Below are 13,308 nucleotides of genomic sequence, written 5' to 3' on the forward strand. Positions count from 1 at the left end.
CTATGCACTGCCCTGGCGGCTGGTCGGGTTGGAACGCGCCGGACAATGAACAACGCGCCCAAACCCGAGATGGCCAGTGCTGCATCGTGATCGGGACCGGCGGACCAATCGCGATGTAGCACTAGGGTCTTACATTCGCCGGTCGTTGCTGAAGGTTATCCGCGTGTCCGGCTCCGGCGTGGTCCCGTGATACCGACCGCCCTCATTGGCCGGAGCATCCTCAAGCCCGCGAGGAGTGATGCCAGCACCCCAACCGTATTCCGACGCTTCCAAGTCCAACTCCGGCGACAACTCTTGCCGGCGACGGTCGTACTCACTGACCCCTGCGAACGGAGAACCCGAACTTGATGAGTTCTTACCCACTACGCGCACCTTCTCCCACGCATGACGGATTAGCGAGGAATGGACGGCGCGGTGTAGGTGTTGCCCACGGCCAGCTGACGCACGGTGGCAGCGCCCCGGTGACGGGTGCCGGTACCGAACGTGCGCGAGTAAAAGGACGAGAGCAGAGGGTATCCGTTTTCGGTGCCCGGCAGTTGCCGCAGACCCTGATACAGCTTGTTGGTGTGCTGGCGGACACCGATGGGGTTGCTGGTGCTGCCCGGCCCGCTGGTGGCGACAATCGCGAAGTACCCGTCAGGGCAGAACTGCGTCTCAACGATCCACACCGGACCCCACTTGCCGACCGTGGGCAGACCGAAGATTTCGCCAGCGGGCAGGTTGCCGACCAGCTCACCCGGTCCCTGGAGAATGAAGCTGGGCTGGTTGCTCGCGGGCAAAAAGTCCCATTTCGAGACCACAGTGTTGTTGTTCTCGACGTTGGCCCGGAAGCTTTGAATCACTTCACTTTCGCGCTCGCTGACCAGTGCAATGATTTCCTGGCCGGAGTCGACCACACCGTAGCCGTGTTCTCGAATATCCTTCAACGCTTCCAGCAGGTCTTCGCTGTCGACGTCTACTGCGCCAGTGGTCTTGTAGTGCGTGTGGGTGCCCTGGAACGTGCGGCCATTCCACAGGGGCGGCACGGTGCCGTCACCGGACCACAGGCCATAGCAGGTGTGCCCGGTCGCATTCTCTTCAGGCGCGGGGTCAAACAGGCGCTGCAGAATGGTCCCGGTGACAAGACGGTTGTCACTGTTCATTGCGCCATCGTGGACTGCTCGTACCTGACGGGCATCCATGTCTCGCAAGGCCCGCCACGTCAATCGTGCTGCCCGGTCAAAGTCCTTGAGCGTGTATCCAAGCAGCGCGTGCTCCGCAGGAGGCCGCAGACCTTCGGGCTCACCGTATTCGGACGCTTCCTCGAAGCTCTGTTCGTTGAGGCCTTGGGGCACAGCGTCAGCCGCGCTGGTGTGCCAATAAGACAGCAGGTCCGCGATGGCGCTTCGGCTGGAGTTCCACTTGTCCAGCGCCTGCTGCATCTCGGTCCAAATGGTGTTCAGGTCCACACCATCCGCTGTCTCGGTCACGCGGGGCAGCGCATCGCCACTGTCGTTGTAGCCGCCCTCACCGCCAAACGGTGGCAGCGAGAGAAGGGAAGCCAGCGGGTCAGTGCCGGCAAGGAGGGGGTTCGCGCTACGCGGCGCGGTGTAGGTGGTCATTTGCGAAGTTCTCCGTATGAGTGGCTAGGGGAACTGGGGTTCCCCTGAAAAAGTGGACACGGTTAGCTTGATTGCTGATTGATCCGTGCGGTGATCTCGAAGTCGATAGGTGAGATCATTCCCAGTGAACTATGCCGCCTGTCATGGTTGTAGTAGCGAAGGTAATTGTCAAGTCCCGCAGCAAGATTCGCATACGTTGTGAAGGCATGCCGCTTGTAGTACTCGTGCTTGACCGTCGACCACAGTGATTCGGACCCGGCGTTGTCCCAACATATGCCGGTGGCCCCCATAGAGCGGCGCAGGCCGTGATCGGAGCAGACTGTGGCCAAGTCGTGACTGGTGTATTGACTGCCCCGGTCCGAGTGCAAGATGGTGCCGGCCACCGACCCGCCGCGGGTGAACACCGCCGCGTCCACCGCCTGCTCGACGAGCTCAGTGCGCATGTGGTCAGCCACCGACCAGCCCAGCACCCGTCGCGAGTGCTCGTCGCGGATCGCGCACAGGTAGGCATCGCCTTCACCGCAGGTCAGATAGGTGATGTCGGAGGTCCATACCGCATCGAGGCGGCCTTGATCGAAGACCCGGCCCACCCGGTCGGGTGGGAAAGACGCCGCCGGGTCGACGACTGTGGTTTTGACCTTGAAGGTGCGCGGGCTGATGCCTTCGATGCCCATCTCGGCCATGATCGCCGCGACGGTGTTGACCGACACCGAGACCCCAGCGGCGTGCAGGTCGGCGGTGATCCGTGGTGAACCGTAAGTGCGTCGGGATTCTTGCCAGTGGGCCAGGATCTTGACCTCGAGATCGCGGCGCCACTGCTGCCGCGGCGTGGGTTCGGTGCGTCGCTGCCGTGCTTCCCAGGCGTAATAGCCCGAGCGTGAGACGTCGAGGAGCTCGGTCAGTGTGGCGATGTCGTGGTCGGCGCACTCCGCGGCGATGAGCTCAAACCGACTCACCGATGTTGCTGTGCCGCAAAGTACGCCGATACTTTTTTCAAGAAGGCGATATCTCGGTCCTTCTCGGCCAGTTCCGCACGCAGCCGCACCAATTCGGCGCGTTCACGGGCCGTCAGATCGCCTTCTGGCGGCCCATGGCGGGCATCGCTGGCCACCCCGTCGCGGACCCTCTCCTGACGCACCCACTTGCCCAGCAGACTCTCGTGCAGGTTCAGTTCGCGGGCCACCTCCGAGACCGGCCGGCCCCTGTCAATCACCCGACGAGCAGCCTCCACCTTGAACTCCGGTGTGAACGACCGACGCGTCCGCGACATATCGACATCCTTCCAGCAGGACACCGTCCCGCTATCTCAGGTGTCCACTGAAACTGGGGAACCTCCAACCGATTGCGCGAAAACGGGCCGCTCTTGGGAGAAAGGTGACCCCACACCCGCTTTCGCGTCGGTCGGTTTTAGCTGCCCAGGGTCGATGCCAGTCACCTAAGGATGCTTACAGACTCTCGTCACGCCTCTAAAACCCTTTATAGCGCACCATGTTTCAAAATTCCGCAATTCCAACAAGCGCGACACGCCGCGAATCGCCGCCTAGAGTTGCTTATAGTTCAACCGCAAACGAACCAATCTCGTTGGCTCGCTGAACTATTCGTCAATGAATCCGAAAGGCGATCACTGAGATGAGTCGACTGCCGAAACCCTATCTGACCACGGATGAGGCCGTGGAATACCTGCGAAGCCTGGGGCTGACTGCCACCACGGCCAGCACGATCAAGACCCACGCCTATAAGACCGGAAAACTCGCGAAGCCCAGAATTTCTGGCAGGCAGGCTTTTTGGTCGCGCAAGAGTCTGGATCAACTCGTCGAGGCATTGTAAGGAAGTGCTGACCGTGGAATACAACACCACTGAAGATCGATTGGCAGCGGTACAGGAGCAGCTAGGTTTGCCGCCGTTGGGTGAGTACGACCTTCACCTGATTGGCGAACTGGCGGACAAGCTCGATTTCGAGCTGCGGTATCCCGTCGTCTTTGCGACTCGGACCAAAGACGGTTCGCAGCTCCAGTTTTGGTGCAAACACTGCAAACGGAAACACACCCACGGTAGGCACATCGGGAGCAGTGACGCCGATTGGGTGCCCACCCAGGACTCCGTAATGCCCCAATGGCTGTGGAAGTTCCACCTGGCGCAGCTGACGAGCTGCACCTACGTGACCCAGAGTGACCGGTTTGATGCCATCAAAGCTGGAAAGCACGCCCCGGCCTTGGGCGGCATCTGCACGTGCCCAACCGGTAGCGGTGACGGTCACCGCAGCTCGCATTGCGTGGAGGCTGACACCGATTACTACGTCCGCGGTTACACGCTGTACGAGGTCGAGCCGGGCGATCCCAGAGCGGCTACGAATCCCAAAGGCAGCAGACGCAGCCCGTCCTGACCGGCAGCAACCTAGACCACACAGATACGCCGATCAGGGCGAGAGAACACGGATGCAACTCAGGGCCGTCCAACTTTTGACGAGAGAACGGCCCTGAGTGGAACACAACGAAAGTAGTTGCAATGGTAGCGGATTCACCGGCCTGTGTCGCGGGCGAAAGTGTCTCTGTTGGAAGGATTCTCAGGCAGGCTGAGGATAACGGCGTCAATGGTTGGGTCGGCCAGTTCCCAGTAGGCAAGGAACACAAAGGCAGACTCAAACTCCCGTGGCGCAAGGGTCGACACGGCTACAACGGCGTCGACGCAACACCCGAGGAATTCGAGCGCCTGGTGCATTCGGTGGCCCGGCAGATCAAGAAAGGCGCAGACCCCGGCGTACTGTCCCTTGGCGTTCGGTGCCCTCTCGGCGTGCTCGGTATCGACGTGGACGCGTACGACGGGCGCAGCGGCGCTGAAACACTAGATCGCTGGAGATCGCAGTTCGGGCCGTTGCCGGCAACGTACCGCGTCAGCGCTCGCGTGGACGGCATCAGCGGCATCTACCTGTTCCGGGTGCCGAACGATTTCTACCCGAAAGAGCCTCCCAACGGCGGCGTGGAGTTCCTAGACAGACATCACCGCTACCTCGTCGCCCCGCCGAGTTGGCACCACACCGGCAGGCCGTACCAGCTGTACATGCCCAACGGACTGTGCAGCGCCACAGGTGTCCTGCCGCTTGTCGAAGACCTTCCGCAGTTGCCCCAAACGTATCTGGAAGGACTGCCCCAAGCAGCCGTGGCGGGGAGGGGGCGGGAAGCCGATAGCGCCGAAGTGGCACGGTTCGAGCTGGCCTACGACAGCGGGCCTCAGCCCGACATGGTGCCGCATTTGATCCGTCGTGCCAAGGCAGCCAATGCCGACAGCGTTCGCAACGCGGTGCGAGACGCGCTGTGCTGGGCAGCTCGCGAAGCCAAGGGCGGCCGGTACAGCTGGTGGAACGCCGTGGAGCAGATACAGCTGTGGGCCGAGAAACGGTACGCCAAACGCGACAGGCAGCTGGACCTGGCCGAGTTCGCAGCCCTCCAGCGGTACGCGGTGGGGGCGGTGCGAGATACGCCGGAGGCAGCGCTACGGGCCAAGTGGGACAGAGACTTTGTGAGCAAGGAAGAGAACAACCAGTGACCACGGTGAACGACACCCAGCGCCAACCCAGTGTCAACGATCTAGCAGCGACACGAGACCTTCGCATGGCGGGCCGCCTGGAGACCAAATCTGCTGGGCTGCACAGGTTCATCACCAAGCGCGGATGGCACTGGTACGACGGCATGGTTTGGCAACTGGACCACAACGAGAGCCGCATCCAGCAGTTACTTGTCGAACTGCTGGAGGAGCTTTGGCCGTCGGCGTTCGGTGATCAGCAGCTCAAAGACGACATCCAGCGGTGCCACACCTCGGGCGGCATATCTGGCGTGCTCAAGATCGCGTCCAAGCTGCCGGGCTTCTCGGCACGCATCGAGGACTTCGACGCGAAACCGTGGTTGCTAAACACACCGGGCGGAACTATCGACTTGCGAGAGAACAAGGTTCGCGCGCACAACCCGGACGACCTACTGACCCACATCACGCGTGGCCGGTATCGGAAGAACGCGTACAGGACAAGCGAACACTTCCGGCAGATGATCGAGCGCATCCAGCCCGACGAGAACACCCTTGAGTACCTAGGGCGTGTTGCCGGCAGTGCCCTGCTCGGAGAGCACCGTGAAGACCGCTTCGTGATCTGGTTGGGCGAGCTGGGCAACAACGGCAAGACGGTGCTGGACGGTGCGATCCGGTACGCGCTGGGCGACTACGCCAGCATCGCGCCCCGCGAGTTGGTGATGGAGACCAAGTTCAGCCACTCGTCGGACAACATGGTGCTGTTCCGAAAGCGGTACGTGTCCATCGACGAGACCAATCGCGGCGAGCGCATCGACGAGGCCAAGATGAAGAGCCTGTCTGGTGGTGGCACCCTCACCGGTCGCGACCTGTACGAGAAACGCGTGTCGTGGGAGCCCACACACAGCCTCACCTTGATGACCAACCACGGCCCGAAGGTCAGCGGCGACGACAAGGCATCGTGGCGTCGGATCGTGGTGATTCCGTTCAATGTTCGTCTTCCGGACCCCGACCCCAACGATCCCAACTCGGCCGATGTGGGCTTGAGCTCTCGGCTGGCGGGCGACGCCGACGCCGTGATCGACTTCTTGCTGAGAGGCTATGTCCGGTACCAGAAACAGGGCCTGGCAGATGTGCCAGAGGCCGTGCGGCACGCGACCACGGCCTACTACGAGGCCAATGACGAACTGCTGCAGTTTCGCCGGGACTGCTGCGAAGAAGCTGCTCACCTGACTGAGAGCAACCCTGCGCTGCTGGCCGAGTACCGCACGTGGTGCGAGAGGGAAGGCATCGAGCGGCCCTACGGAGCCAGGGCGTTCGGCAAGTACATGGACGGCAGCGGCTTCAAGCGCGAGGCCGGAGGAGACAAGCTGCGCCAGGGCATCGCGTTGAGGGGCAGGTTGCGGCAGGTGCACCGCGCCGATGCCGCGCCCGAAAATGCCTCTGACTAGGCAAAAGGAGAAAACGGATGGTTCGCGGGTTCTTGCCCTATATAGGAAATTTGAAAAAGGTCTGACGGGATGTCCATTTTCTCCTTTTTCGAGGTCAGGGCATGTTTTTTGCCGGAGAAAACACTCTGACCTGTGCAAATGCGCGCAATCCGAAACCAATCCAACCCAGCGCGATACAGCGCAGCAGTGCGAACAGGACCAATGGCTATGAGTGAGAACGAATCCGAGATTGTCGACGCTGAAATCGTTGAGCTGCCGAATCTTCCAGCTTTCGCAGCTGTTGCAGAAGAGCTATCGAACTGCGAACCAATCAAACTGCCGAACCGGCAGGACACGCTGCTGGACAACAGGCCCGAGCGTAGATGCGTGGCACACAAGAAGAACGGAGACAGGTGCCGCAAGTTCGCCATCGAGGGCGCAACGGTGTGCCGCGTACATGGCGGCGCTTCTGGGCATGTGCGTAGAGCTGCCAAGGCGAGACTGGACAACGCCGCTGACCTGATGGCTCAGAAGCTGCTAGGCATCGCGATTGACGACAGCTTGCCTGCGGAGACGCGGCTGAAGGCGATCAAGGATGCGCTGGATCGCTCCATGGGCAGGCCTACTGCGACTGTCGAGGTAGGTCCAATCGAGCCCAAGCCGTGGGAAGAGATCTTTGACGCGATCGGCGGTAGTCCCACTAGGGATTACGACGCCGAACAGTCGCTCCCTCCCGCCATGGCTGGCCCAATGCATGACAGCACCAGGCAACCGGGGCGGGGAGCAGTGGAGAGCGGTCATCCGAACGCTGCGAGCGCGGAAAGCCTAGAGGCACTTAGGCGCAGCGCAAACAGGACGGGACTGGGCTCTGATGCCACAGGGCAGTTCGCGTCAAGCTCTCCAGCCGGACAACGCACTGAGGGCGACGCATCGGCACGACTGGCCGGGGGCGACGACATCGACCGCGAGCGACAGCCTCAGGATGCCGGAGCGCCCACCTCAGGTAGTGGAACTCGCCAGCATCCAGGTCTCGTCGGTGAGGCAGCGTTGGCCGAGCATGCCCGCTTGGTGCGCAAACAGATCGCTATCGGGGCGCTGCGACCACCCAAGGAGCTGGAGAGCCCGCACAAGCGATACCGCAATCCGTACGACGTGTAGACGCGTAAGCGATAGGCAGACAACGAGATACATGTTTGTACCCGCCTTTGTATCGGGTCGGCTATAAGTAGTGGCTGAGGTGGATGTCGCCCGACACCCGCCACAACCGACACCAGGAAGTGAGCGTGAAGACGTGAACGCGAAACCGAAAGCCATTGGGTACATCCGAGTTTCGACAAGCAGGCAGGCCGACAGTGGTTACAGCCTAGAGGCGCAGCGGGAACAGATCACCCGATACTGCGAGGTCAACGGGCTGGAGCTGGTCGCGCTGATTCCCGACGTGATGAGCGGAAAGAAGAGCGATAAGTTGTACGGACGCATAGCCGCAATTGGCGCGATTCGCTCGGGCGTCGCGAATGTGTTGGTAGTCAACACTCTTGACCGCTCCAGCCGCAGCATGGCCGATGGAGCGAAGCTGGTGGCTGACGCAAAGGCCGAAGGCTGGCGCATCGTGGGCCTAGACGGAACCGATAGCAACACAGTGTCGCAACTGACCGCGCACGCCAGACTCCTTGTCGCAGAGGAAGAACGTGAGCTGATCAGCAAGCGCACCAAGCAAGGCCTGATCCGTGCTCGACAGGCCGGTAAGCAGCTCGGCAAGCCGTCGACAATCGACCGCGACACCGTTGCTCGCATCGTTCAGCTCCGCGACTCCGGTATGGGCACCAAGGCCATCGCGAAGGCTCTGGACCAGGCCCGCATTGGCGCCCCTCGTAGCAACTCATGGAGCTACAGCACCGTGCGCGACGTGCTGGCACGAGAGGGCGTGGCCTGACATGGCTTACATCAGGAAGCGCGAGACTGGAAAGCTCGACAAGTTCGGCAACGCCATCATCAGCTACCAGGTTGTCTGGCGAGAGCCTGTGCGGGATGAGTTCGGCGCGCCAACCGGCAAGTACAAGCAGACCAGCGAAACTTTCCCTACTGAGCGTAAGGCGAAAACCTGCCAGCGCAAGGTCGAGGAAGCCCTGGAGGGCGCAAGGGGCATTGATCCGTCATCCCAGAAGGCGAAAGCCAATCGGCCACTAGGGGAGTATGCCAAGCAATACCTGGACAGCCTGGCAGGCACCATCGACGACGGCACTATCCAGTGGTACGCAGACATCTACCAGCGGCACATCGCCAAGCCGTTTGGTCAGCGACCCGTAGCTGCGATCACCACGGCTGACGTGGCCCGGTTCCGCGCTGAGCTGTTAGCGCCACATGAGCAGCGAAGCTTTGTCACCAGGGGAGTACCACGAAAGAAGCCGTCCACCTCACCCACGGCGGCAGTGCTTGTCACGCGTTCACCGAAGACGGTGAAACACATCGTCGGAACGCTCAAGCGGATTCTCGATGTCGCGGTGGACGATCAGGCCATTGCCGGCAATCCCGTGGTGCCCGGTCGTCGGCATACCACCAAGCGTCGCCGAGCAGCCGAAGGCAGTAAGGCCCCATTCAAGCACCGCCCGTTGAGTGCCAACGAGGTAGCAGCTGTACACGACTGGATCGCTCGGGAGCCTGAGCGCGGCACCGTCGACAACCAGGGCCGCGCCAATCCGGTCTACGCGCTGGCAGTGCTGTTCGCCGCTTATACGGGCGTTCGGGCCGCTGAGCTGCAGGGTCTGCAGCTGGATGACCTCACGCTGAGCGAAGTCCCGGGAACTGTGGGTAGCGTCCAGATTCAGCGCACAGCCACCAAGAGGCGAAGCGCTGAAGGTGCTGAGCTGACGTGGGTGTACGGCACTCCAAAAAGTGACGCATCAACGGGCCGTGTCGTTCCCCTCCCGCCCTGGTTGGCAGACGACATGAGGCGCTATCTGACTGAGGTGCATCCGTTCTCGGGCATGTCCACGGCCACGGGCACGGGTGGAAAGCGTAGGAGGCGTATCGGGCACGCACCGCTGTTCCCGGCCAAGCTCACAAGGGCCGGTAAGGCGGCAGCGGCTGTGGCGGACTTCGATTGGGCGAATCCGATCGTAGTGGACAACCTGTACCACAACTACTTTCAGCCCGCGACGAAAGCCCTGGGCCTGGGAGCTGTCCGGTTCCACGATCTGCGACATACGTTCGCCACGTTGACCCTGAGCGCTGGAGAGCACTACATGCAGGTGAGCAAGTGGCTCGGCCACAGCAGCTATGTGCTCACGCTCACTACCTACGCGGACTACATCAATGAGGACGAACTGGTGGCGCCCAAGCTGTCCCGGCCCGTTGCAACGACGGGAAATGTTGTGCCGCTACACCGGAAGGCTAACTAAGCGCCGGATTCGGGCTGGGTTGGGGGTTGAGGGTTTGCGGCCTGGAATCTCTCGAGGTCTTCAACAGCTTGAGCCAAACCTTCCGGTGTGCGCAGCGAGCCAAGCCAGCGAAGGCCCGTTCTCGTGAACCCGCGGGCATCTGTGGCTACTGGCTTGTTAGCACTCTCTGAACCGCCCCGGGTTTGATGCACACCGGTTTTATTGGTGTGCAGCCTCTGATTGGGCTGTCGCTGCAGCGTAGTAGATGGTCTCGTATTCGATCGGCGGGATGCGTCCGAGACGGTGCATGAGCCGGTCAGTGTTGTACCAGTGCACCCAGTCGGCGGTGAGCAGTTCCACGTCGGTGAGCCTGTTCAGTGGCCCTCGCCGAAACGGTGAGTCATCACGGACAGCTTCGGTCTTGTACAGGCCGATGGTGGTCTCGGCCAAGGCGTTGTCGAAGGCATCGCCGACGGATCCGATCGACGGCAACAGCCCGGAGAACAACAGCGTTTCACCAAACCGCACCGATGTGTACTGCGAACCTGCATCGGAGTGATGAATAGTGTTGCCCGACAATGGGTTACCTTCACGGCGCCGGAGTTCAGCGGCGTGCCGGATCGCCTGGCGCACGAACAGATCTGCCTTGCTGGTCGAGCAGGTCCAGCCCACGATCCGCCCGGCGTACGCGTCGATGGCGAATGCGGTGTAGACGAACACCCCGGTGGCCAGCGGCACGTAGGTGAAATCAGCCACCAACAGCATGTTGGGGGCGGGGACTCGGAATTGGCGGTCCACCAGATCCGGGGCACGCCCGGCGGCCGGATCGGCGATGGTGGTGCGGACCTTCTTGCGCCGGCGCACGCCCTGCCAGCCGTTGGCGCGCATCAAGCGTTCCACTGTGCAGCGGGCTACCGTGATGCCGTGGCGCTGCAGGTGCGCCCACATCTTGACCGCGCCGTACAACGACTCGGGCTTGCGGCGACCGTGCTCATCGGGCTCGTAGTAGCCGGCCAGCACCTCGGTGATGACGGTGTCCCACAAGGCCCGCGCCGACGGCGGTCGAGCCAGCCAGGCGTAGAAGGTTCTCGGGGCGATCTGGCAGCCATGCTCAGAGAGCACGCGGCAGATCGAAGCGACCCCGAACCGAGCACGATGCTCGGCGATGAACCCGCAAATCAGCGGCGTCGCGGGTCGCTCTCCCGCGCGAAGAAACTTGTTGCCGCCTTGAGGATTTCGATAGTTTCCTCAAGCTCACGATTCTTGCGTTTGAGCTCCCGTAACGCCCGTGCGGTATCGGACGGGACACCCTCGCGGACCCCAGTATCGACCTCGCCCTGGTTGACCCACCGGCGCAGCGATTCGTAGGACACCCCCAACCGCTTGGCCACCGCGGTGATGCAGGCCGTACGGGTGTCGTACTCCTCGGCATGGTCACCGACCAACCGCACCGCCCGGGCCTTGAACTCCTCGTCGTACTTCTTCGGCATGATGCGAACTACCTTCCCTCGAAAGAAGGTGTGCATCAAACCCGGGGTGATTCACTCGGGCCAGTTTGCGGCTTCAACTTGAGCGACCGCGCTTTGCAGGCTGATGAGGAAATACGTCGCCGACCGGTGAGCCTGGTTGTAGCCGTTTATCCTCGAATAGCCGAAATGGCTGTTGCTCGAAGCCAACAAAGCGGACAGCTCCTCGGCGGTGCACGCCGCATAGTTCCGCATGGCAGCTGCCGCATCTTGCATGGTGTCCGGAGAACTCTGTGATTCGGCAGTGAATCCGTGTATATCGGTGAACTCTTGAAGGGGATTCTTCGGTCGTGACATCCACATGCGTAGCTGCGTATCAGTTCTCGAGTCGAACCACTCTAGGTCTTGCTCCAACCGCTGTAGCCGAACGTACTGGTCCAGGATGTTCCATGCTCCGACTATTTTTGACCAATCCATCTCAATGGTTCGTGAATCCTTCACCCTGAGCATGAGGCCTTGCGATGCGCTCTCAAATTGGCTGGCCACGTCGCGGATCGTGGCTAATTTTCCCGGGAGTGCCGCATTGTCACTCTGCGGTGAGCGAATGTGGGTGATGTAGTCGCGCATGACCTCATACGCCCAATCGTGGAGCGTTTTGGGGTTCCCCTGAAAAAGTGGACACGGTTAGCTTGATTGCTGATTGATCCGTGCGGTGATCTCGAAGTCGATAGGTGAGATCATTCCCAGTGAACTATGCCGCCTGTCATGGTTGTAGTAGCGAAGGTAATTGTCAAGTCCCGCAGCAAGATTCGCATACGTTGTGAAGGCATGCCGCTTGTAGTACTCGTGCTTGACCGTCGACCACAGTGATTCGGACCCGGCGTTGTCCCAACATATGCCGGTGGCCCCCATAGAGCGGCGCAGGCCGTGATCGGAGCAGACTGTGGCCAAGTCGTGACTGGTGTATTGACTGCCCCGGTCCGAGTGCAAGATGGTGCCGGCCACCGACCCGCCGCGGGTGAACACCGCCGCGTCCACCGCCTGCTCGACGAGCTCAGTGCGCATGTGGTCAGCCACCGACCAGCCCAGCACCCGTCGCGAGTGCTCGTCGCGGATCGCGCACAGGTAGGCATCGCCTTCACCGCAGGTCAGATAGGTGATGTCGGAGGTCCATACCGCATCGAGGCGGCCTTGATCGAAGACCCGGCCCACCCGGTCGGGTGGGAAAGACGCCGCCGGGTCGACGACTGTGGTTTTGACCTTGAAGGTGCGCGGGCTGATGCCTTCGATGCCCATCTCGGCCATGATCGCCGCGACGGTGTTGACCGACACCGAGACCCCAGCGGCGTGCAGGTCGGCGGTGATCCGTGGTGAACCGTAAGTGCGTCGGGATTCTTGCCAGTGGGCCAGGATCTTGACCTCGAGATCGCGGCGCCACTGCTGCCGCGGCGTGGGTTCGGTGCGTCGCTGCCGTGCTTCCCAGGCGTAATAGCCCGAGCGTGAGACGTCGAGGAGCTCGGTCAGTGTGGCGATGTCGTGGTCGGCGCACTCCGCGGCGATGAGCTCAAACCGACTCACCGATGTTGCTGTGCCGCAAAGTACGCCGATACTTTTTTCAAGAAGGCGATATCTCGGTCCTTCTCGGCCAGTTCCGCACGCAGCCGCACCAATTCGGCGCGTTCACGGGCCGTCAGATCGCCTTCTGGCGGCCCATGGCGGGCATCGCTGGCCACCCCGTCGCGGACCCTCTCCTGACGCACCCACTTGCCCAGCAGACTCTCGTGCAGGTTCAGTTCGCGGGCCACCTCCGAGACCGGCCGGCCCCTGTCAATCACCCGACGAGCAGCCTCCACCTTGAACTCCGGTGTGAACGACCGACGCGTCCGCGACATATCGACATCCTTCCAGCAGGACACCG

Annotated in this window: 14 protein-coding genes; 7 read left to right on the plus strand and 7 right to left on the minus strand. The window is 61.7% G+C overall.

Features of this window, described 5'->3' with window-relative positions:
• Positions 1 to 392: 392 nt before the first annotated feature.
• The 3 genes from A7G45_RS24755 to A7G45_RS24765 all read right to left on the minus strand — a co-directional run bounded on the left by A7G45_RS24755 (position 393) and on the right by A7G45_RS24765 (position 2,871).
• Positions 393 to 1,601 (minus strand): hypothetical protein, encoded by a 1,209-nt coding sequence (locus tag A7G45_RS24755; protein ID WP_260940896.1) that lies wholly within the window; start codon positions 1,599 to 1,601, stop codon positions 393 to 395.
• Between the two features lie 62 nt (positions 1,602 to 1,663).
• Positions 1,664 to 2,557: an IS3 family transposase gene (locus tag A7G45_RS24760; RefSeq protein WP_260932168.1), complete on the minus strand. Its 894-nt coding sequence runs from the start codon at positions 2,555 to 2,557 to the stop codon at positions 1,664 to 1,666.
• Entirely contained in the window at positions 2,554 to 2,871 is a 318-nt protein-coding gene (locus tag A7G45_RS24765) for a transposase (protein ID WP_260932170.1), read from the minus strand. The genes A7G45_RS24760 and A7G45_RS24765 overlap by 4 nt, the downstream gene beginning before the upstream one ends.
• A gap of 359 nt (positions 2,872 to 3,230) precedes the next feature.
• Here A7G45_RS24765 and A7G45_RS24770 point away from each other — a divergent pair, with 359 nt between their 5' ends.
• The 7 genes from A7G45_RS24770 to A7G45_RS24800 all read left to right on the plus strand — a co-directional run bounded on the left by A7G45_RS24770 (position 3,231) and on the right by A7G45_RS24800 (position 9,945).
• On the plus strand, positions 3,231 to 3,428 hold the full coding sequence (locus A7G45_RS24770; RefSeq protein ID WP_260940898.1) for a DNA-binding protein: 198 nt from the start codon (positions 3,231 to 3,233) through the stop codon (positions 3,426 to 3,428).
• 4 nt (positions 3,429 to 3,432) lie between these two features.
• Positions 3,433 to 3,984 carry a hypothetical protein gene (locus tag A7G45_RS24775; RefSeq protein WP_260940900.1) on the plus strand — a complete coding sequence of 184 codons (552 nt, stop codon included), beginning with the start codon at positions 3,433 to 3,435 and terminating at the stop codon, positions 3,982 to 3,984.
• Between the two features lie 122 nt (positions 3,985 to 4,106).
• Entirely contained in the window at positions 4,107 to 5,144 is a 1,038-nt protein-coding gene (locus A7G45_RS24780; RefSeq protein ID WP_260940902.1) for a bifunctional DNA primase/polymerase, read from the plus strand.
• Positions 5,145 to 5,209: 65 nt separating this feature from the next.
• Positions 5,210 to 6,568: a DNA primase family protein gene (locus A7G45_RS24785; RefSeq protein WP_260940904.1), complete on the plus strand. Its 1,359-nt coding sequence runs from the start codon at positions 5,210 to 5,212 to the stop codon at positions 6,566 to 6,568.
• A 207-nt stretch (positions 6,569 to 6,775) separates the two neighbouring features.
• On the plus strand, positions 6,776 to 7,705 hold the full coding sequence (locus A7G45_RS24790; RefSeq protein WP_260940906.1) for a hypothetical protein: 930 nt from the start codon (positions 6,776 to 6,778) through the stop codon (positions 7,703 to 7,705).
• A 133-nt stretch (positions 7,706 to 7,838) separates the two neighbouring features.
• A complete protein-coding gene (locus A7G45_RS32590) occupies positions 7,839 to 8,480 on the plus strand; it encodes a recombinase family protein (RefSeq protein ID WP_260940908.1) in 642 nt (213 codons plus the stop codon).
• 1 nt (position 8,481) lies between these two features.
• Positions 8,482 to 9,945: a tyrosine-type recombinase/integrase gene (locus A7G45_RS24800; RefSeq protein ID WP_260940909.1), complete on the plus strand. Its 1,464-nt coding sequence runs from the start codon at positions 8,482 to 8,484 to the stop codon at positions 9,943 to 9,945.
• 198 nt (positions 9,946 to 10,143) lie between these two features.
• Here A7G45_RS24800 and A7G45_RS24805 read toward each other — a convergent pair.
• From A7G45_RS24805 to A7G45_RS24820, 4 genes are all read right to left on the minus strand, one after another.
• Positions 10,144 to 11,414, minus strand: a protein-coding gene (locus A7G45_RS24805; RefSeq protein ID WP_260932028.1) for an IS3 family transposase whose coding sequence is annotated in 2 segments (ribosomal slippage) — positions 10,144 to 11,141 and positions 11,141 to 11,414 — 1,272 coding nt in all. Because the reading frame shifts where the segments join, the coding sequence is not laid out codon by codon here.
• Positions 11,415 to 11,465: 51 nt separating this feature from the next.
• Positions 11,466 to 12,017, minus strand: coding sequence for a hypothetical protein (locus tag A7G45_RS24810; RefSeq protein WP_260940910.1), 552 nt, complete (start codon positions 12,015 to 12,017; stop codon positions 11,466 to 11,468).
• Positions 12,018 to 12,074: 57 nt separating this feature from the next.
• Complete coding sequence (locus A7G45_RS24815; RefSeq protein WP_260932168.1) at positions 12,075 to 12,968, minus strand: IS3 family transposase; 894 nt, start codon at positions 12,966 to 12,968, stop codon at positions 12,075 to 12,077.
• Positions 12,965 to 13,282, minus strand: coding sequence for a transposase (locus A7G45_RS24820; RefSeq protein ID WP_260932170.1), 318 nt, complete (start codon positions 13,280 to 13,282; stop codon positions 12,965 to 12,967). The genes A7G45_RS24815 and A7G45_RS24820 overlap by 4 nt, the downstream gene beginning before the upstream one ends.
• Positions 13,283 to 13,308: the final 26 nt, after the last annotated feature.

The organism is Mycolicibacterium llatzerense, assembly GCF_025331195.1.
Classification (GTDB): Bacteria; Actinomycetota; Actinomycetes; order Mycobacteriales; family Mycobacteriaceae; genus Mycobacterium; species Mycobacterium llatzerense.